General features: G+C 62.6%; 11 protein-coding genes. 1 reads left to right on the top strand and 10 read right to left on the bottom strand.

The window, feature by feature from the left end:
* The 6 genes from rplC to rpsL all read right to left on the bottom strand — a co-directional run bounded on the left by rplC (nucleotide 1) and on the right by rpsL (nucleotide 5,356).
* Nucleotides 1-717 (bottom strand): 50S ribosomal protein L3, encoded by a 717-nt coding sequence (rplC, locus tag XI06_RS23150; protein WP_092294142.1) that lies wholly within the window; start codon nucleotides 715-717, stop codon nucleotides 1-3.
* Nucleotides 718-770: 53 nt separating this feature from the next.
* Nucleotides 771-1,079: a 30S ribosomal protein S10 gene (rpsJ, locus tag XI06_RS23145; protein WP_002712302.1), complete on the bottom strand. Its 309-nt coding sequence runs from the start codon at nucleotides 1,077-1,079 to the stop codon at nucleotides 771-773.
* Nucleotides 1,080-1,161: 82 nt separating this feature from the next.
* Nucleotides 1,162-2,352, bottom strand: coding sequence for an elongation factor Tu (gene tuf / locus XI06_RS23140; protein ID WP_057745503.1), 1,191 nt, complete (start codon nucleotides 2,350-2,352; stop codon nucleotides 1,162-1,164).
* Nucleotides 2,353-2,392: 40 nt separating this feature from the next.
* Nucleotides 2,393-4,465, bottom strand: a complete 2,073-nt coding sequence (gene fusA / locus XI06_RS23135; RefSeq protein WP_237861441.1) for an elongation factor G — start codon at nucleotides 4,463-4,465, stop codon at nucleotides 2,393-2,395.
* 33 nt (nucleotides 4,466-4,498) lie between these two features.
* On the bottom strand, nucleotides 4,499-4,969 hold the full coding sequence (gene rpsG, locus XI06_RS23130; RefSeq protein ID WP_008136420.1) for a 30S ribosomal protein S7: 471 nt from the start codon (nucleotides 4,967-4,969) through the stop codon (nucleotides 4,499-4,501).
* 15 nt (nucleotides 4,970-4,984) lie between these two features.
* Complete coding sequence (rpsL, locus tag XI06_RS23125) at nucleotides 4,985-5,356, bottom strand: 30S ribosomal protein S12 (protein ID WP_007603006.1); 372 nt, start codon at nucleotides 5,354-5,356, stop codon at nucleotides 4,985-4,987.
* A 673-nt stretch (nucleotides 5,357-6,029) separates the two neighbouring features.
* Here rpsL and XI06_RS23120 point away from each other — a divergent pair.
* Complete coding sequence (locus tag XI06_RS23120; RefSeq protein WP_237873563.1) at nucleotides 6,030-7,277, top strand: FAD-dependent oxidoreductase; 1,248 nt, start codon at nucleotides 6,030-6,032, stop codon at nucleotides 7,275-7,277.
* On the opposite strand, the gene XI06_RS23115 is transcribed toward XI06_RS23120, so the two are convergent.
* From XI06_RS23115 to rpoB, 4 genes are all read right to left on the bottom strand, one after another.
* Nucleotides 7,196-9,226, bottom strand: a complete 2,031-nt coding sequence (locus XI06_RS23115) for an ABC transporter ATP-binding protein (protein ID WP_237873566.1) — start codon at nucleotides 9,224-9,226, stop codon at nucleotides 7,196-7,198. The genes XI06_RS23120 and XI06_RS23115 overlap by 82 nt on opposite strands.
* A 135-nt stretch (nucleotides 9,227-9,361) precedes the next feature.
* Nucleotides 9,362-11,425, bottom strand: coding sequence for an FAD-dependent oxidoreductase (locus tag XI06_RS23110; protein WP_237873568.1), 2,064 nt, complete (start codon nucleotides 11,423-11,425; stop codon nucleotides 9,362-9,364).
* 192 nt (nucleotides 11,426-11,617) lie between these two features.
* Entirely contained in the window at nucleotides 11,618-15,814 is a 4,197-nt protein-coding gene (gene rpoC / locus XI06_RS23105; protein ID WP_237861434.1) for a DNA-directed RNA polymerase subunit beta', read from the bottom strand.
* 129 nt (nucleotides 15,815-15,943) lie between these two features.
* The gene (gene rpoB, locus XI06_RS23100) at nucleotides 15,944-20,068 is read right to left on the bottom strand and encodes a DNA-directed RNA polymerase subunit beta (RefSeq protein ID WP_237873569.1); all 4,125 of its coding nucleotides are present in this window, start codon (nucleotides 20,066-20,068) and stop codon (nucleotides 15,944-15,946) included.
* Between the last annotated feature and the right edge of the window lie 164 nt (nucleotides 20,069-20,232).

Raw genomic sequence — 20,232 nt, 5'->3', positions numbered from 1 at the left:
TCACGCACCCTCTTGCTGGGCCGCAGCCTCGGCTTCGCCGCCCGCAACCTTGAACTTGCCGGGCTTCGGAGCTTCCTTCGGCAGCGGCTTCTTGACGGCGTCGCGCACGCGGATCCAGCCGCCCTTGGAGCCGGGAACGGCGCCTTCGACGAGGATCAGGCCACGCTCGACATCGGTCTGGACGACGCGAAGGTTCAGCGTGGTGATGCGATCGACACCCATGTGGCCGGGCATCTTCTTGTTCTTCCAGGTCTTGCCGGGGTCCTGACGGCCACCGGTCGAACCGATCGAACGATGCGAGACCGACACACCGTGCGTGGCGCGCAGACCGCCGAAATTCCAGCGCTTCATACCGCCGGCAAAGCCCTTACCGACCGAAGTGCCGGTGACGTCGACGAACTGGCCTACGACGAAATGGTCGGCGAGGATCTCGGCGCCCACGGGGATCATGGCGTCCGCGGACACGCGGAACTCCTCGACCTGCCGCTTCGGCTCGACCTTGGCGACCGCGAACTGGCCGCGCTCAGCCTTGGGCATGTACACGGTCTTGCGGCTGCCAGAACCAAGCTGGAGCGCGACGTAACCGTTCTTCTCTTCAGTGCGGTGGCCTACGACCTGGCAATTGCCGAGCTTCAGCACGGTCACGGGGATATGTTCGCCGGCCTCTGTAAAGACCCGCGTCATCCCGACCTTTTGTGCGATCACTCCGGAGCGCATCGGCGTGCTTCCTGTTCTTTCTGTCCGCGAGGTGCGAACGTGATCCAAAAATCTTAGAGCTTGATCTCGACGTCGACACCGGCGGCCAGGTCGAGCTTCATCAAAGCATCGACGGTCTGCGGGGTCGGATCGACGATGTCGAGCAGGCGCTTGTGAGTGCGCATCTCGAACTGTTCGCGGCTCTTCTTGTCAACGTGCGGCGAACGGTTGACGGTGAACTTCTCGATGCGGGTGGGTAGCGGAATGGGTCCGCGGACCTGCGCACCGGTGCGCTTCGCCGTGTTCACGATCTCGCGGGTCGACGTATCGAGGATACGATGGTCGAACGCCTTGAGACGGATGCGAATATTTTGGCCGTTCATTGCCGTGGTCTCTCTTCGTTGGGTGGCGAATAGCGAATAGCGAATGTGTCCATTCGCTACTCGCCGATCCCTATTCTCGTAATTACTCGATGATCGAAGCGACGACGCCGGCGCCGACGGTGCGGCCGCCTTCGCGGATCGCGAAGCGGAGCTTCTCTTCCATCGCGATCGGCACGATCAGGTGCACTTCCATCGCAATGTTGTCGCCCGGCATCACCATCTCGGTACCTTCCGGCAGATGCACGACACCGGTCACGTCGGTGGTGCGGAAGTAGAACTGCGGACGATAGTTGGTGAAGAACGGGGTGTGACGACCGCCCTCTTCCTTGGTGAGGATGTAAGCCTCAGCCTTGAACTTGGTGTGCGGCTTGACCGAACCCGGCTTGCAGAGCACCTGGCCGCGCTCGACGTCTTCACGCTTGGTACCGCGGAGCAGCGCACCGATGTTGTCGCCGGCCTGGCCCTGATCGAGCAGCTTGCGGAACATTTCGACGCCGGTGACGGTGGTCTTCTGGGTGGCGCGGAGACCTACGATCTCGATTTCCTCGCCGACCTTGACGACGCCGCGCTCGACACGGCCGGTCACGACGGTGCCGCGGCCCGAGATCGAGAACACGTCTTCAACCGGCATCAGGAACGGCTGGTCGATCGGACGCTCCGGCTGCGGGATATAGCTGTCGACGTTCTTCATCAGCTCGAGGATGGCGTCGTGGCCGAGCTTCTTGTCCGAGTCTTCGAGGGCGGCGAGAGCCGAACCCTTGATGATCGGGATCTTGTCGCCCGGGAAGTCGTACTTCGAGAGCAGCTCGCGGACTTCGAGCTCGACGAGCTCGAGCAGTTCCGGATCGTCGACCATGTCGCACTTGTTGAGGAACACGACGAGCGCGGGCACGCCGACCTGGCGGGCGAGCAGGATGTGCTCGCGGGTCTGCGGCATCGGGCCGTCAGCAGCCGACACGACCAGGATAGCACCGTCCATCTGTGCGGCGCCGGTGATCATGTTCTTCACGTAGTCGGCGTGGCCGGGGCAGTCGACGTGCGCGTAGTGGCGGTTCGGCGTCTCGTACTCGACGTGCGCGGTCGAGATGGTGATGCCGCGCGCCTTCTCTTCCGGCGCCTTGTCGATCTGGTCGTACGCGGTGAACGTCGCACCCCCGGCTTCGGCGAGAACCTTGGTGATCGCCGCGGTCAGCGACGTCTTGCCATGGTCGACGTGACCGATGGTGCCGATGTTGCAGTGCGGCTTGGTACGTTCAAACTTTGCTTTGGCCATTTGACTCTCCGTTCAATCGTCAGCTTTAGACCGACGACAATCAGGCAAACTTCTTTTGGACTTCTGCCGACACGTTAGCCGGCGCTTCTGCGTAGTGATCGAACTGCATGGTGAAGGTCGCGCGCCCCTGGCTCATCGAGCGCAGGTTGTTCACGTAACCGAACATGTTCATGAGCGGCACCATCGCGTTGATGACGTTGGCGTTGCCGCGCATGTCCTGGCCCTGGATCTGACCGCGCCGGGAATTCAGGTCGCCAATGACCGAACCGGTATAGTCTTCCGGGGTCACCACTTCGACCTTCATGATCGGCTCGAGCAGGACGGACTTGCCCTTCTGCAGCGCTTCGCGGAAAGCCGCGCGCGATGCGATTTCGAAGGCGAGCGCCGACGAGTCGACGTCGTGATACTTGCCGTCGACGAGCTGAACCTTGACGTCGACCACGGGGAAGCCCGCGACCACGCCAGAGCTCATCACGCTGTTGAGGCCCTTTTCGACGCCGGGGATGTATTCCTTCGGCACCGCGCCACCAACGATCTTCGACTCGAACTCGTAGCCCTTGCCGGGCTCGTTCGGCTCGACGACGATCGACACTTCGGCGAACTGACCGGTACCACCGGTCTGCTTCTTGTGGGTGTACTTGACCTCGGCCTTCTTGGTGACGCGCTCACGGAACGCAACCTGGGGCGCGCCGATGTTGGCGTCGACCTTGTAGGTACGGCGGAGGATGTCGACCTTGATGTCGAGATGGAGTTCGCCCATGCCCTTGAGGATGGTCTGACCGGACTCCTGGTCGGTCGAGACGCGGAAGGACGGATCCTCCGCAGCGAGCTTGGCCAGCGCCACGCCGAGCTTTTCCTGGTCGGCCTTGGACTTCGGCTCGATCGCGATCTCGATGACCGGCTCGGGGAATTCCATCTTCTCCAGGACCACCTGCTTGTCGGGATCGCACAGCGTGTCACCGGTGCGCGCTTCCTTCAGGCCGGCCAGCGCGACGATATCGCCGGCATAGGCTTCCTTGATGTCTTCGCGGTTGTTCGCATGCATCAACAGCATGCGCCCAATGCGCTCCTTCTTCTCGCGGGTCGAGTTCACGACGCCGGTGCCGCTCTGCAGAACGCCGGAGTAGATGCGGCAGAATGTAATGGTGCCGACGAACGGGTCGTCCATGATCTTGAACGCGAGCAGCGCGAGCGGCTCCTTGTCGTCCGCCCTGCGCACGACTTCGTTGCCGCTGTCGTCGGTGCCCTTGATCGCGGGCACGTCGATCGGCGACGGCAGATAGTCGACGACGGCGTCGAGCAGCGGCTGCACGCCCTTGTTCTTGAAGGCCGAGCCGCACAGCACGGGATAGAACGCACCGGTCAGCACCGCCTTGCGCAGCAGGCGCTTCAGGGTCGCCTCATCAGGCTCCTTACCGTCGAGATAGGCGGCCATGGCGTCGTCGTCGAGCTCGACGGCGGCTTCCACCATCTTCTCGCGGTATTCCTTGGCCTGATCGACCATGTCTTCCGGAATGTCGACATAGTCGAACTTCGCGCCGAGCGACTCGTCGTTCCAGACGATGCCCTTCATCTTCACGAGGTCGACGAGACCCTTGAAGTTGTTCTCGGCACCGATCGGAAGCTGGATCGCGATCGGCTTGGCACCGAGGCGGTCAACGATGTCGGCCAGGCACTTGAAGAAGTCGGCGCCGGTCTTGTCCATCTTGTTGGCGAAGACGATGCGCGGAACCTTGTACTTGTCGCCCTGGCGCCAGACGGTCTCGGTCTGGGGCTCAACGCCCTGGTTCGAGTCGAGCACGCAGACGGCGCCGTCGAGCACGCGCAGCGAACGCTCGACTTCGATGGTGAAGTCGACGTGGCCGGGAGTATCGATGATGTTCAGGCGCTTGCCGGCCCAGAACGCGGTGGTCGCAGCCGAGGTGATCGTGATGCCACGCTCCTGCTCCTGCTCCATCCAGTCCATCGTCGCGGCACCTTCGTGCACTTCGCCGATCTTGTGGCTCTTGCCGGTGTAATAGAGGATGCGCTCGGTCGTCGTCGTCTTGCCGGCGTCGATATGGGCCATGATACCGAAGTTGCGGTAGTCTTCGATGGCATGTTGGCGGGGCATGGGGTGTTCCTTGCGAGTCCGTTTGTTTCGCCGTTACCAGCGATAGTGCGAGAAGGCACGGTTGGCTTCCGCCATCCGGTGCACGTCTTCACGCTTCTTGACGGCGTTGCCACGGTTGTTCGATGCGTCCAGGAGCTCAGCCGAGAGCCGCTCGGTCATGGTCTTCTCGTTGCGCTCGCGCGCAGCCGAAATCAGCCAGCGAATGCCCAGCGCCTGACGGCGGGTCGAACGAACTTCGACCGGAACCTGATAGGTCGCACCGCCGACGCGGCGGGAGCGCACTTCGATCGTCGGCATGACGTTTTCGAGCGCCTGCTCGAACACGCCGAGCGGGTTCTGCTTGGTCTTGGATTCGATGATGCCGAACGCACCGTAGACGATGCCTTCCGCGACCGACTTCTTGCCGGCGTACATCACCGAGTTCATGAACTTCGTGACGATGATGTTCCCGAACTTCGGATCGGGAAGAACTTCGCGCTTTTCCGCTGAGTGGCGACGAGACATTGAGCTGGTTCCCGCTTACTTCGGACGCTTCGCGCCGTACTTCGAACGACGCTGCTTACGGTTCTTGACGCCCTGGGTATCCAGAACGCCGCGGAGGATGTGGTAGCGCACGCCGGGCAAGTCCTTGACGCGGCCGCCGCGGATCATGACCACCGAGTGCTCCTGAAGGTTATGGCCTTCACCCGGGATGTAGCCGATCACCTCGAAACCGTTGGTCAGACGCACCTTGGCGACCTTACGAAGCGCCGAGTTCGGCTTCTTCGGGGTCGTGGTGTAGACGCGCGTGCAAACGCCACGCTTCTGCGGCGACTGCTGCAGCGCTGGCACCTTCTTGCGCGACTTCTGCACTTCACGCGGTTGAGCGATCAGCTGGTTGATCGTCGGCATCCTGGCCTTACCCTTTGTTATCGCAGCCCCTTGCGGGTCCGCTGTCTTGCCGCGAGCCCGTTTCCGGGACCGCAAATTCTTGTCGCGCTACCCGCCCGACGAGGCCCGCTTCGCACGGGAACAATCCGCACAAAGCGAAATCGCGCCAACCGCCCATCGCTGAGTGGAAAGCGCTTCGACGCCACAGAGGACCGCAGTATTGCGGCCGATCAGCGTAAAGCCGCGGCCCGCGCACTGAGGTCATGCATCCGAATTCGGCCTCACGAGAACAAGCTCGGAAGACCTAAAATCGCACTGGCATTGCCTAGCTATTATCGACAGCGTTTGAGCGGCATTCGTCGAGGTTGGTGCCCGTCTTTGCGACCCCTTCGGGATCAAACGGGTGGCCCGTTCCGACGTTGGCGATGCTCACCGCCTGTCGTTAAGTGAGGCGCTTTCTATAAGTGAGACTCGCTCAAGTCAAGGCGAAACGACAGTCACAAAGCGCTTCTCGCACCTTCAGAAATTGCCTGCCTGGCGCCCTTACGGTGCGTCCTGAATATGGGGGCGAGGCCCCTGCTCTGCCAGCCTCACTCCAATTTTTACCCGGATGAAATGTACTTTTATAACCAATGCTAAGGCTTTTTTTCCTCTTGATGCGTCAATCTGCCACCTCCGGGCAGAGACAAGCGCCATGCGGTATACCGATATTGCCATCATTGGCGGGGGACTTGCCGGTTCGACCGCCGCCGCAATGCTTGGGCGCGCCGGCATTTCGGCTGTCATGATCGACCCGCACGAGACCTATCCGGGCGATTTTCGCGTCGAGAAGCTCAGTGGTCACCTGCAGGTCGAGCGATTCCAGCGAACGGGAATCGCCGACTCAGTCCTGCGCCGCGCGACTTTCTCTGGCGAGAACTGGATCGCACGGTTCGGCCATCTCCTCGACAAGGCGCCGAGCCGGCAGTTCAACATCCTCTATGATTCCCTGGTCAATGCGATCCGCGACGAGATTCCCGACACTGTCGAGCGAATCTGGACCAAGGCGGTATCGGTCGAGACCAGCTCCGAGCGGCAGAGAATCGCGCTCGCCAATGACGAGACGGTTTCGGCCCGCCTGGTCGTGCTCGCCAACGGCCTGAACGTCGGTCTGCGGCATCAGCTTGGCATCACCAGAAACATCATCAGCGCCTGCCATTCGATCTCGATCGGCTTCGATGTGGCGCCGGCCGGACGGAACGCGTTCGACTTCCCGGCGCTGACCTATTTCTCCGAACGGCCGAACGACCGTATTGCCTACATCTCACTGTTTCCGATCGGCACGCGCATGCGGGCCAACCTGTTCGTGTATCGCAACTTCGACGATCCCTGGCTGCGCGAGCTCCGCCGCGCGCCGGCCGAGACTTTGAATGCCGCCCTGCCCCGGCTGAAGCGCATCACCGGCGCCTTCGACATCATGGGCGAGGTGAAGATTCGCCCGGTCGATCTCTACGTGAACGATTCCAGCCATCAGCCGGGCGTGGTGCTGGCAGGCGATGCCTTCGCGACCTCCTGCCCGGCCGCCGGCACAGGCTGCGACAAGGTGTTCACGGATGTCGAGCGGCTCTGCAACGTCCACATCCCGCAATGGCTAGCGTCCGACGGGATGGATGCAAACAAGATCGCGGCCTTCTACAACGATCCTGTCAAGCGAGCCTGCGATGAATGGTCGGCGGCAAAAGCATTCGGCTTCCGCTCGGTATCGATTGCGACGAGCCCCTACTGGACGGCGCAGCGCTGGGCGCGCTTCACGGCGTGGTCGACCCAGGGATTATTGCGGCGGCTGGGAGGGGTACTCCATCTGGAGCCGAACTTCCTCGGTCACTCCTCGTCGTCCTCGTCCTCATCATCCTCGTCGAGGTCCTCATCGTCCTCGTCATCATCGCTGTCGTCGTCGGCCTGAGCGGCCACGCCGTTCGGCTGGTGGATCTGGTCGTTCCACAGCTTGCGATAGGTGCCATTCTTGGCGAGCAGCTCCGCATGCGAACCGCGCTCGATCGCCCTGCCCCCTGAAATCACGATGATCTCGTCCATCTCGACCACAGAGGTCAAGCGATGGGTCGACCAGATCAGGGTGCGGCCCTTGGCGACCTTCAGCAATGTACGGTTGATCGCGGCCTCCGTGGTCTGGTCGAGCGCCGAGGTCGCCTCGTCCAGCAGCAGCACGGAGGGATTGCGGATGACCGCGCGTGCGATCGCAATGCGCTGGCGCTGACCGCCGGACAGCGTATCGCCGCGCTCGCCGACCGGCGTGTCGTAGCGCTGCGGCAGGCTCATGATGTAGCGGTGGATCTCGGCCTTCTTGGCCGCCTCCTCCACCTCATCGTCGGTCGCGCCCTCCTTGCCGAGCCGGATGTTCTCGCGGATCGACATGTTGAACAGCATGTTCTCCTGAAACACCACCGCCATGCTCCGGCGCAGCGAATCCAGCGTCACCTTGCGGACGTCGACGCCGTCGATGGTGACGCGGCCCTCGTCCGGCACGTAGAGCCGCAAGATCAGGTTGAGCAGCGTGCTCTTGCCGGAGCCCGATGGGCCGACGATGGCGATGCGCTTGCCGGCATTGAGCTTGAGGCTGAGATTGTCCAGCACCGGGGTCTGCGCGCCCTCGTACTGGAACGTCACGTGGTCGAAGGTGATGTCGTGGGTGATGCGCGGCAGATCGGGCGCGCCGGGACGATCGGCACCACGGGTGGGCTCGTCCAGCAACTCCTGCATGTGGCGGATCGCGGCGGCCGAGGAGATCGACACCGGGATGAAGTGCATCACATGGGCGATGTTGTAGGAAACCTCCCAGAACGCGCTCTCGAAAGTGACGAAGGTGCCGATGGTGATCTGGCCCTTGGTCGCCAGATAGGCGCCGATGGCAAGCACGACGAGGTGCAACAACAGCACCGAGATGGTGACGGTGCGCTCCACCATCGTCGACAGGAAGCCGGCGGCCGCGATCCTGTTGCGGGTCGCATCGTTGCGGAAGGTGAAGAAACCGAACATCTTGCGCTGCAGGCTGAACGCCTTGATCACGGCCTGCGCCGCCACGTTCTCCTGCACCATGCCGAGCAGCGCGCTTTCGTTGAGCTTCTGCTCGTAATTGGCCTGCACGGCCTTCGGCGTCAGGATGCGCGGGCCGATCAGCGTGATCGGGAACACCAGCAGCGCGACGAGGGCGAGCTGCCAGTTCAGGAAGAACATCAGTATGATGCCCGCGATCAATTCCAGGAACGGCAGCGCGGCGCTGTTGGCGAACGACTTGACCGAGCCTTCGAAGGCCGAGAGGTCGACCGAGAAGCGCGACAGGATCTCGCCGCGCTTGGTGCGGCCGAAATAGGCGGCCGGCAGGTCCTGGACGTGCTCGAACAGGCGCTTGCGGACATCGGAGATCACGGAAGCTGCCAGCCGCGCGTCCCAGCGCTCGTACCAGACCGCGACGATCGAGGTGAAGATGCCGGCGACCGCGAGCACGCCGAGGATCTTGTACAGCGCCTGGAAATCCTCCTCGCCGAGCGCGTCGTCGATCAGGAACTTCAAGCTGAGCGGCATGATGACGTTGAACAGCGTCTCGACCAGAACGCCGAACGCCACATAGCCCAGGATGCGCTTGTAGTTGGACAGGAAAGGCTTGACGAAACCCAGGATGGTCGCAAGCGCGCCGGCGGCTTCGCGCGCGGTAAAGACGACGAGGTCCTCGTCATCATCGTCGTCGTCGAGATCAAGCTCGTCATCATCCTCGTCTTCGTCGTCCTCGTCGTCTTCGAGGTCCGGCTTGGCGCTGGAGGCGAGTTTGTCGTCGAGCTCGGTCGCCTCTTGCGCGGCGAGCTTCTGTTTGTCGGGAGAGAGAGGCCTGGACGCCATGAAACCAACCGATGCTGACGGCCGGCATGACCGCAGAGAAAGCAGGGAAATAGCGGAAGCCGCTACTTGCACCGATTCTATGCGATCAGGATGAATTCGGCAAAACAATTGGCGAATTCATCCGCCCTGTGATGCTTAGTCGTCGTCTTCGTCCTCGACCTTGTCGAAGAAGGAATAGCGCAAGCTGTCGGCGTCGGCGTACCACTGCCCTGGGCCCTTGCCCGCGGCGAGCGTCGCGGTCCAGAGCGCGTCGGTGCAGTCCTTGCGGTGCATCGACAGATCGAAGCCGTTGCCGAAGAACAGCTCGGACCATTCCCACCAGGTGCCGAGCTTCTTGACCCCGCGCAAGAGGTCGTAGCGGTCGATCACGGCTGATGCCATGTCCGAGGTGACAGAGCCGAACACGAGGCCGGTCTTGACCACGCGGTTGAGCTCGCGGATCGCACGGACCACCTGCTTCGGGGCGACGTGGCAGAGGCTGGTCTCGAACACGAAGTCGAAGCTGCCATCCTTGAACGGCATGTCGGTGATCGAGCCGAGCTTGTTGTACTTCTTCAGCGCCTTCGGCGTCTTGGCGTGGATCGCACGGTTGTTCTCGATGCCCCAGGCATCGATGCCGCGATCGCGCAGCGCGCCGACCAGCTCGCCGCTGGCGGAGCCCGCGACCAGAAGCTTGGCGCCCTTGACCTTGCCCCAGACGATGCCGATCAGCTTGGTCAGATAGTCGGGATCGGTGAAATGACTCCACGTTTCGCTATAGGGGCCGAGGCCGCGATAGTTCTCGAAATAGTCGCGGTCGATCTTGTCGGAGATCGGCTCGCCCTCTTCCTGCGCGCGCTCACGGCGCAGGCGCATCATCTCGGTCAGGATGATGTCGGTCGCTGCGTCCGAGGAATCGAGGAGGCCGTTCAGGGTGGAGTCGAACAGGTAATCGCCGACCACGACGATGCCGGGATGTTCCTTCGGCTCGGGCCGGTGGTTGGTCATGACGTCGCGCACGGGCAGACCGCCCGGTATCGCGTTCACCGACGACAGCCAGCGGTGGATCTTGCCCTCCATGAAGTGCGCACGCGCGTCCCCGAGCGAGGCCGGCAGCGATTTCAGCGCGGCGTCGATCAACTCCTGATCCGACAGATTGGCGAAGGCGAGCGCATCGGAACCGGGAATGAGCCAGTTCAAGACGCCGTGCTTGCCGACGTCGTGGCGCGCGCCCTCGTTGTAGACGCAGCAGCCGCCAAAGGCTTCCGACATGAACCAGGCGCCGGGAATCTTTTCACCCCAGAACGGAGAGTCGAACAGGATCGAGACGCGCAGATAGTGCGCCGGACGATCGAAATAGGAGACGTGCTTGACCATCGACTTGCGCAGCTGCTCGCCTTCCCACCCCATCGTGGAGAGCCAGGAATGCGGCAGGCAGACCAGCACGAGATCGAAGTCGCGCGTCTCCGGCCCCTTCCCGTTCATCATCTTGAGCTGATAGCGGCCGGTCGACGCCTTGCCGACGGCGAGCACGCGATGATTGAGCTGGATGTCGGCGTTGACCTCCGACTGCAGGCATTCGATCAGCTGCTCGTTGCCATTCTGGATGGAGTAGAGACCGATATAACCGTCGACATCCATCAGGTAGTTCTTGAGCGCGTTGAGGCCGTTGGTGTTGTGGCTCTCCGTCGCGATATCCGAGCGCGCCATCACCTTGAAGAAGCGCTTGGCGATCTCGTCCTTGACCTCCTCGTCGAGCACCTGTTCGGCAGTCTTGTAGGCCCAGGGGTTCTCGTTGTCGTGGGCGCCGACGCCTTCGTAATACTCGATCGGCGACATCGCGTCGGCGCAACGCTTGCGGAACGCTTCGATCGCCGCCGCGGTCTTGGCGCCATATTTGCGGCGCATGCCGGCGACGTCGTCGAGCAGCTCGCCGCCGAACTGGACCTGTTCGGCGTCCATCGGAATGGTCTGCAGGCCGAAATGCTGGATCAGCTCGCGCAGCGGATCTGGACCCGTCATCGAGTAGTCGTAGATCTCGGCGACGCCGGCCTCGTACATCGCCGGCGCAGAATCGAATTTGCGCGTGACGATCTTGCCGCCGAGCCGGTCGGAGGCCTCGAAGATGGTGATGCGGCAGAGGTCGCCAAGCTTACGCTTCAGGTACCAAGCACTCATCAGCCCGCCGGGGCCGCCGCCAACGATTGCGAGATCAAGCATGTTAGTTCCGTGGTCTCCGGCCCTGCCCCCGTCACGGGACCACCGGTCTAAGTTCCCTTAGCAGAAGCGCTTTTGCGCCTGAAGGAAAGATGAACAAAGGTTGATCCCGCATCGCAACAGGCAAACAAAGCAGCAAAAAGGCCGGCTTTCGCCGGCCTTTTCATTGTCCTCAGTAATCCTACGGATGAACGATCATTCCGCGGGCGGCAGCGCAGGAAGCTCCGCTTCCGGGGCGGGCGACACAACGGCCGCCTGCTTCTCGCGCTCGTCGAGAATCAGCTTGTCGCGCTTCATCGCGACTTCGCGGATCTTGGCCATGGAGGCGCCGGTGCCCGCCGGGATCAGCCGGCCGACGATGACGTTCTCCTTGAGGCCTTCGAGCGGATCGACCTTGCCGTTGACCGCCGCCTCCGTGAGGACGCGGGTGGTCTCCTGGAACGAGGCCGCCGAGAAGAAGGAGCGGGTCTGCAGGCTCGCCTTGGTGATGCCGAGCAGAACCGGCGTACCAGTGGCGGGCTTCTTGCCCTCTTCCTTGGCCTTCTCGTTGAGCGCGTCGAACTCGATCTTGTCGACCTGCTCGCCGGAGATCATGTCCGTGTCGCCCTGGTCGGTGACTTCCACCTTCTGGAGCATCTGACGGACAATCACCTCGATGTGCTTGTCGTTGATGAGCACGCCCTGGAGCCGGTAGACCTCCTGGATCTCGTTGACCAGGTAGGCCGCCAGTTCCTCGATGCCCTTGACCGCAAGGATGTCGTGCGGCGCCGGGTTGCCTTCCACGATGAAGTCGCCCTTTTCGACGATGTCGCCGTCCTGAAGGTGGATGTGCTTACCCTTCGGGATCAGGTACTCGCGCGGCTCGTCGGTCTTGTCCATCGGCTCGATCGAGATGCGACGCTTGTTCTTGTAGTCGCGTCCAAACCGGATGGTGCCCGCGATTTCGGCGATGATCGCCGCATCCTTCGGACGCCGTGCCTCGAACAGTTCCGCCACCCGCGGCAGACCGCCGGTGATGTCACGCGTCTTGGCGCTTTCAGTCGAGACACGGGCGAGGATGTCGCCCGGGTTGACCTTGGCTCCGACGTCGACCGACAGAATGCCGTCGACCGACAGCATGTAGCGGGCATCGCCGCCACGGGCGAGCTTCAGCACCTTGCCGTCCTTGCCCTTGACCACGATGGCCGGACGCAGGTCCGAGCCGCCGCGGGTCGAGCGCCAGTCGATGACAACGCGCTTGGCGATACCGGTGGCCTCGTCCAGCGTTTCCGAGATCGACTGGCCTTCGACCAGATCCTCGAAGCCGATGGTGCCTTCCACTTCGGTGAGAAGCGGACGGGTGTACGGATCCCACTCGACGATGCGCTGGCCACGCTTGACCATGTCGCCCTCGTCCACGTGCAGGCGCGCGCCGTACTGAATACGGTGCGTCGCACGCTCGGTACCGTCGGCATCGACGATCGCAATCACCATGTTGCGGACCATCGCGACCAGGTGACCTTCGCTGTTGCGGGCGATGGCCTTGTTCCGGATCACGATCTTGCCGTCGAAATTGGCTTCGACGAACGACTGCTCGTTGAGCTGCGCCGCACCACCGATGTGGAAGGTGCGCATGGTCAGCTGGGTGCCCGGCTCGCCGATCGACTGCGCCGCGATGACGCCGACCGCTTCGCCGTGGTTGACCGGCGTACCGCGAGCGAGATCGCGGCCGTAGCACTTGCCGCAGATGCCGTTGACGAGTTCGCAAGTCAGCGCCGAGCGGATCTTCACCTCCTGCACACCACCCTGCTGGATGGCGTCCAGATGGCTCTCTTCCATCAGCGTGTCGCGCTTGATGATCACCTTGCCCGAAGCGTCCTTCACGTCTTCGCAGGCCGTGCGTCCGAGGATGCGCGAACCGAGCGAAGCGACCACGGTGCCGGCATCGACGATGGCGCGCATCTTGATGCCGAGCTTCGTGCCGCAGTCGGACTGCGTGATGATGCAATCCTGCGCGACGTCGACCAGACGACGGGTCAGGTAGCCGGAGTTCGCGGTCTTCAACGCGGTGTCCGCGAGGCCCTTACGGGCACCGTGGGTCGAGTTGAAGTACTCGAGAACCGAGAGGCCTTCCTTGAAGTTCGAGATGATCGGCGTCTCGATGATCTCACCCGACGGCTTGGCCATCAGGCCGCGCATGCCGGCAAGCTGGCGCATCTGGGCCGGCGAACCGCGGGCACCGGAGTGAGCCATCATGTAGATCGAGTTGATGTCGGCATCGGCTCCAGCCGCCGTCTTCTTGGTGGAGGAGATCTCCTTCATCATCGCCTTGGCGATTTCTTCCGTGGCCTTCGACCAGGCGTCGACGACCTTGTTGTACTTCTCGCCATGGGTGATCAGACCGTCATTGTACTGCTGCTCGAAATCCTTCGCCAGCGTACGAGTGGTGTCGACGATCTTCCACTTGGAGTGCGGAACGACCATGTCGTCCTTGCCGAACGAGATGCCGGCCTTGAACGCGTTGTAGAAGCCGAGCGCCATGATGCGGTCGCAGAAGATCACAGTCTCCTTCTGGCCGCAGTGACGGTAGACCTGGTCGATGACGCCCGAGATCTCGCGCTTGGTCATCAGCTTGTTGATGATCTCGTACGAGATGCGCGGGTTCTTCGGCAGCAGATTGCCGAGCATGACGCGGCCGGCGGTGGTTTCGATCCAGCGCTTGGAGATCTTGCCGGTCTCGTCCATGCCTTCCCACCGATACTTGATCTTGGTGTGGAGGTGGATGACCTTCGCATGCAGGGCGTGCTCGAGCTCGGCCATGTCGCCGAACAGCTTGCCCTCGCCGGGCAGGCCTTCGCGCATGATCGAGACGTAGTAGAGACCGAGCACGATGTCCTGCGACGGCACGATGATCGGCTGGCCGTTCGCCGGATGCAGGATGTTGTTGGTCGACATCATCAGGACGCGCGCTTCCAGCTGCGCTTCAAGCGACAGCGGAACGTGCACGGCCATCTGGTCGCCGTCGAAGTCGGCGTTGAACGCCGAGCAGACCAGCGGGTGAAGCTGGATCGCCTTGCCCTCGATCAGTACCGGCTCGAACGCCTGGATGCCCAGACGATGCAGCGTCGGCGCGCGGTTGAGCAGCACGGGATGCTCGCGGATCACCTCGTCCAGGATGTCCCAGACCTCGGGCCGCTCCTTCTCGACCAGCTTCTTCGCCTGCTTCACGGTGGTGGACAGGCCCTTGGCGTCAAGCCGCGAATAAATGAACGGCTTGAACAGCTCGAGCGCCATCTTCTTCGGCAGGCCGCACTGATGCAGGCGCAGCTCGGGACCGACCACGATCACCGAACGGCCTGAATAGTCGACGCGCTTGCCGAGCAGGTTCTGACGGAAGCGACCCTGCTTGCCCTTGAGCATGTCGGCGAGCGACTTCAGCGGGCGCTTGTTGGCACCCGTGATGACGCGGCCACGGCGGCCGTTGTCGAACAGCGCGTCGACCGCTTCCTGAAGCATGCGCTTCTCGTTGCGGATGATGATGTCGGGCGCGCGCAGCTCCATCAGCCGCTTCAAGCGGTTGTTGCGGTTGATGACGCGGCGGTAGAGGTCGTTGAGATCCGAGGTCGCGAAGCGGCCGCCGTCCAGCGGCACCAGCGGACGCAGGTCCGGCGGGATCACGGGAACGACAGTCAGGATCATCCATTCCGGCTTGTTGCCGGAGTGGCGGAAGGCCTCGACGATCTTCAGACGCTTGGCGAGCTTCTTGTGCTTGATGTCGGAGTCGGTCTCCTGCATCTCGGCGCGCAGCGACAGCTCGAGCTTCTCGAGGTCCATGCCCTTGAGCAGCTCGCGGATCGCCTCGGCGCCGATCATGGCGGTGAAGGAATCCTGGCCGTACTCGTCCTGCGCCTTCAGATACTCGTCTTCCGACAGCAGCTGACGGTCCTTCAGCGCGGTCAGGCCCGGCTCAAGCACGACGTAGTATTCGAAGTAGAGGATCCGCTCGAGATCCTTCAGCGTCATATCGAGCAAAAGGCCGATGCGCGAGGGCAGCGACTTCAAAAACCAGATGTGAGCAACGGGCGCCGCGAGCTCGATGTGGCCCATGCGCTCGCGCCGAACGCGCGACAGCGTGACCTCGACCGAGCACTTCTCGCAGATGATGCCCTTGTACTTCATGCGCTTGTACTTGCCGCACAAGCACTCGTAGTCCTTGATCGGTCCGAAGATGCGGGCGCAGAACAGGCCGTCGCGCTCGGGCTTGAAGGTACGGTAGTTGATGGTCTCCGGCTTCTTGATCTCGCCGTAGGACCAGGACAGAATCTTCTCCGGGGACGCGATCGAGATCCGGATCTGGTCGAAGACCTGAGCCGGCGTCGTCGGGTTAAAGAGATTCATAATTTCTTGGTTCATCGTCTTCTCCTCGCGTACCGGTCGCCTCCGGCCGCAAATTCGAAAATCACTCGAGCGGGGCGCCCTGCCCTCAAGGCATCGGGAGGGGCGCCAATGCCCGGCCGCGAAGGCCGGGCATGAAAGGTCGTGTTACTCGGCCGCTTCCGACGTCGGTGCCGGACCGATCTTGGAATTGTGCAGATCGACGTTGAGGCCGAGCGAGCGCATTTCCTTGACCAGCACGTTGAACGATTCCGGAATACCGGCCTCGAAGGTGTCGTCGCCACGCACGATCGCCTCGTACACCTTGGTACGGCCGGCGACGTCGTCCGACTTCACGGTCAGCATTTCCTGGAGCGTGTAGGCCGCGCCGTAAGCTTCGAGCGCCCACACCTCCATTTCGCCGAAACGCTGGCCGCCGAACTGCGCCTTGCCGCCCAGCGGCTGCTGGGTGACGAGCGAGTACGGACCGATCGAACGCGCGTGGATCTTGTCGTCCACGAGATGGTGCAGCTTGAGCATGTAGATGTAGCCCACCGTCACCTTGCGATCGAATGCATCGCCGGTGCGGCCGTCATAGACGGTCGACTGACCCGATGCGTCCAGACCCGCCAGCTTCAGCATCTCCTCGATGTCGGTCTCCTTGGCGCCATCGAACACCGGCGTTGCGATCGGCACGCCGCGGCTCAGATTGTGGCCGAGTTCAAGCAGCTCGCTGTCGTTGAGCGTCTTGATCGTCTCGTCCTCGCCGTAGACCTTCTTCAAGGTTTCCTTCAGCGGCTTGATGTCCTGCTTCGACAAATAAGCATCGACCGTCTGGCCGATACGCTTGCCGAGGCCGGCGCAAGCCCAGCCGAGATGCGTCTCGAGGATCTGTCCGACGTTCATGCGCGAGGGCACGCCCAGCGGGTTGAGCACGATGTCGGCGTGCGTGCCGTCTTCGAGGAACGGCATGTCCTCGATCGGCACGATCTTCGACACCACGCCCTTGTTGCCGTGGCGGCCGGCCATCTTGTCGCCGGGCTGGATCTTGCGCTTCACCGCGACGAAGACCTTGACCATCTTCATCACGCCGGGCGGCAATTCGTCACCGCGCTGAAGCTTCTCGACCTTGTCGAGGAAGCGCTGCTCGAGCCCCTTCTTCGACTCGTCGTACTGCTTCCGCATGGCCTCGATCTCGGCCATCAGCTTGTCGTTCGGCGAAGCGAACAGCCACCACTGCGACTTCGGGTACTCCTCGAGCACCGCACGGGTGATCTTGGTGTCCTTCTTGAAGCCCTTGGGACCGGCAATGCCCTGCCGCCCCTCGAGGAGCTCGGCAAGACGGTTGTAGACGTTGCGGTCCAGGATCGCCTGCTCGTCGTCGCGGTCCTTGGCCAGACGCTCGATCTCTTCCCGCTCGATCGCCAGCGCACGCTCGTCCTTGTCGACGCCGTGGCGGTTGAACACGCGGACTTCCACGATCGTACCCTGCACGCCCGGGGGAACGCGCAGCGAGGTGTCGCGAACGTCGGAGGCCTTTTCGCCGAAGATGGCGCGCAGGAGCTTTTCCTCCGGCGTCATCGGGCTTTCGCCCTTCGGCGTGATCTTGCCGACCAGGATGTCGCCGGCGCGCACTTCTGCACCGATGTAGACGATGCCGGCTTCGTCGAGGTTCTTCAGCGCTTCTTCCGAGACGTTCGGAATATCGCGGGTGATTTCCTCAGGTCCGAGCTTGGTGTCGCGGGCCATCACCTCGAATTCTTCGATATGAATTGAGGTAAACACGTCTTCCTTCACGATCCGCTCAGAGAGCAGGATCGAGTCTTCGAAGTTGTAGCCGTTCCACGGCATGAACGCGACGAGCACGTTCCGGCCGAGCGCGAGCTCGCCGAGATCGGTCGACGGACCGTCGGCGATGATGTCGCCCTTCTTGACGGTGTCGCCGACCTTCACCAGCGGACGCTGGTTGATGCAGGTCGACTGGTTGGAACGCTGGTACTTCATCAGACGGTAGATATCGACGCCCGACTTGGTCGGATCGAGATCTTCGGTGGCGCGGATAACGACGCGGGTCGCGTCGATCTGGTCGATCACGCCCGAACGGCGCGCCGCGATCGCAGCACCCGAGTCACGCGCAACCACGCCTTCCATGCCGGTGCCGACGAACGGCGCCTCGGCGCGAACCAGCGGCACCGCCTGGCGCTGCATGTTCGAGCCCATCAGCGCGCGGTTGGCGTCGTCGTTCTCGAGGAACGGGATCAGCGCCGCGGCGACCGAAACGAGCTGCTTCGGCGACACGTCCATGTAGTCGACCTTGTCCGGCGTCATCGGCACGACGTCGCGGGTACCGCTCGCGCGGCAGACCACGAGGTCTTCAGTGAAGCGGCCCTTGGCGTCGACCGGCACGTTGGCCTGGGCGACCGAGTAGCGGCCTTCTTCCATCGCCGAGAGATACACGACCTCGTCGGTGACGCGACCGTCCTTGACCTTGCGATACGGCGTCTCGACGAAACCGTATTTGTTCACGCGCGCGAAGGTGGCGAGCGAGTTGATCAGACCGATGTTCGGACCTTCCGGCGTCTCAATCGGGCAGATGCGGCCGTAATGCGTCGGATGCACGTCGCGCACCTCGAAGCCGGCGCGCTCGCGGGTCAGACCGCCCGGTCCAAGTGCCGAGAGGCGGCGCTTGTGGGTAATCTCCGACAGCGGGTTGGTCTGGTCCATGAACTGCGAAAGCTGCGAGGAGCCGAAGAACTCGCGCACGGCGGCAGCCGCCGGCTTGGCGTTGATCAGATCCTGCGGCATGACCGTGTCGATGTCGACCGAGGACATGCGCTCCTTGATCGCGCGCTCCATACGCAGGAGGCCGATGCGGTACTGGTTCTCCATGAGCTCGCCGACCGAGCGCACACGGCGGTTGCCGAGATGGTCGATGTCGTCGATCTCGCCCTTGCCGTCGCGCAGATCCACCAGCGTCTTGATGACGCAGAGGATGTCTTCCTTGCGCAGCGTGCGCTGGGTGTCGGGCGCATCGAGATCGAGGCGCATGTTCATCTTGACGCGGCCGACCGCGGAGAGGTCATAACGCTCGGCATCGAAGAACAGCGACTGGAACATCGCCTGCGCCGAATCCAGCGTCGGCGGCTCGCCCGGGCGCATCACGCGGTAGATGTCGAACAGCGCGTCTTCACGCGTCATGTTCTTGTCGGCCGAGAGCGTGTTGCGGATATAGGCGCCGACATTGACGTGGTCGATGTCGAGCAGCGGCAGTTCCTTGTAGCCGTGCTCGTTGAGGGCCTTCATCGACTTGTCGGTGATTTCTTCACCGGCTTCGGCGTGGATCTCGCCGGTCTTCGGGTTGACGAGATCCTCGGCGAGGTAATTGCCGACGAGTTCCTCATCCGACAGACGCAGCGCCTTGAGCCCCTTCTCCTGGAGCTGGCGGGCGGCGCGAACGGTGAGCTTCTTGCCGGCCTCGAGCACGACCTTGCCGGTGTCGGCGTCGATCAGGTCGTTGATGGTCGAGTAACCGCGGAAACGGTTGGCGTCGAACGGAACGCGCCAGCCTTCCTTGGTCCGCTTGTAGAGGATCTTCTTGTAGAACGTGGACAGGATCGCCTCGCCGTCGAGGCCGAGGGCGAACATCAGCGACGTCACCGGAATCTTGCGGCGACGGTCGATACGCGCATAGACGATGTCCTTGGCGTCGAACTCGATGTCGAGCCAGGAGCCGCGATACGGGATCACGCGGGCAGCGAACAGCAGCTTGCCCGAGGAGTGGGTCTTGCCCTTGTCGTGGTCGAAGAACACGCCCGGCGAACGATGCATCTGCGAGACGATGACGCGCTCGGTGCCATTCACGATGAAGGTGCCGTTCATCGTCATGAGCGGAATATCGCCCATGTAGACGTCCTGCTCCTTGATGTCCTTGACCGACTTCGCGCCGGTTTCTTCATCGATATCGAACACGATGAGGCGCAGCGTCACCTTGAGGGGGGCAGCGAAGGTCATGCCGCGCTGGCGGCACTCGTCGACGTCATACTTGGGCTGCTCGAACTCGTAGCGGACGAATTCCAGCATCGACGTGCCCGAGAAGTCGGAAATCGGGAACACGGAACGGAACACAGCCTGCAGGCCCTCGTCGAGGCGCCCGCCCGCGGGTTCATCGACCATCAGGAACTGGTCATAGGACGCCTTCTGAACCTCGATGAGGTTCGGCATCTCGGCGACTTCCTTGATGTGTCCGAAAAACTTGCGAACGCGTTTGCGACCGGTGAATGTCTGCTGCGCCATCGTGGCCTCTCATTTTCGTCGCCCGCTCTGGGCGAACCGTCCGGAACGCAGCTGCCGCCGCTCCCCGGGTTGAATTTTTCGAACCCGTTTTGGGGAACCGAAAATCCAGTTTCAGGCCGTCATGTCCTGAATCTGTTCTTCAGACCTTCAAAACGCAAAACGAC

This window comes from Bradyrhizobium sp. CCBAU 11434, assembly GCF_028128895.1.
In the GTDB taxonomy this organism is placed as follows: domain Bacteria; phylum Pseudomonadota; class Alphaproteobacteria; order Rhizobiales; family Xanthobacteraceae; genus Bradyrhizobium; species Bradyrhizobium zhengyangense.
This window is presented reverse-complemented; position numbering and strand designations above follow the sequence as displayed.

What these genes read in the sequence shown, in the direction of transcription:
- rplC (WP_092294142.1), bottom strand. Translation starts at nt 717, where the DNA reads ATGCGCTCCGGAGTGATCGCACAAAAGGTCGGGATGACGCGGGTCTTT.
- rpsJ (WP_002712302.1), bottom strand. Translation starts at nt 1,079, where the DNA reads ATGAACGGCCAAAATATTCGCATCCGTCTCAAGGCGTTCGACCATCGT.
- tuf (WP_057745503.1), bottom strand. Translation starts at nt 2,352, where the DNA reads ATGGCCAAAGCAAAGTTTGAACGTACCAAGCCGCACTGCAACATCGGC.
- fusA (WP_237861441.1), bottom strand. Translation starts at nt 4,465, where the DNA reads ATGCCCCGCCAACATGCCATCGAAGACTACCGCAACTTCGGTATCATG.
- rpsG (WP_008136420.1), bottom strand. Translation starts at nt 4,969, where the DNA reads ATGTCTCGTCGCCACTCAGCGGAAAAGCGCGAAGTTCTTCCCGATCCG.
- rpsL (WP_007603006.1), bottom strand. Translation starts at nt 5,356, where the DNA reads ATGCCGACGATCAACCAGCTGATCGCTCAACCGCGTGAAGTGCAGAAG.
- XI06_RS23120 (WP_237873563.1), top strand. Translation starts at nt 6,030, where the DNA reads ATGCGGTATACCGATATTGCCATCATTGGCGGGGGACTTGCCGGTTCG.
- XI06_RS23115 (WP_237873566.1), bottom strand. Translation starts at nt 9,226, where the DNA reads ATGGCGTCCAGGCCTCTCTCTCCCGACAAACAGAAGCTCGCCGCGCAA.
- XI06_RS23110 (WP_237873568.1), bottom strand. Translation starts at nt 11,425, where the DNA reads ATGCTTGATCTCGCAATCGTTGGCGGCGGCCCCGGCGGGCTGATGAGT.
- rpoC (WP_237861434.1), bottom strand. Translation starts at nt 15,814, where the DNA reads ATGAACCAAGAAATTATGAATCTCTTTAACCCGACGACGCCGGCTCAG.
- rpoB (WP_237873569.1), bottom strand. Translation starts at nt 20,068, where the DNA reads ATGGCGCAGCAGACATTCACCGGTCGCAAACGCGTTCGCAAGTTTTTC.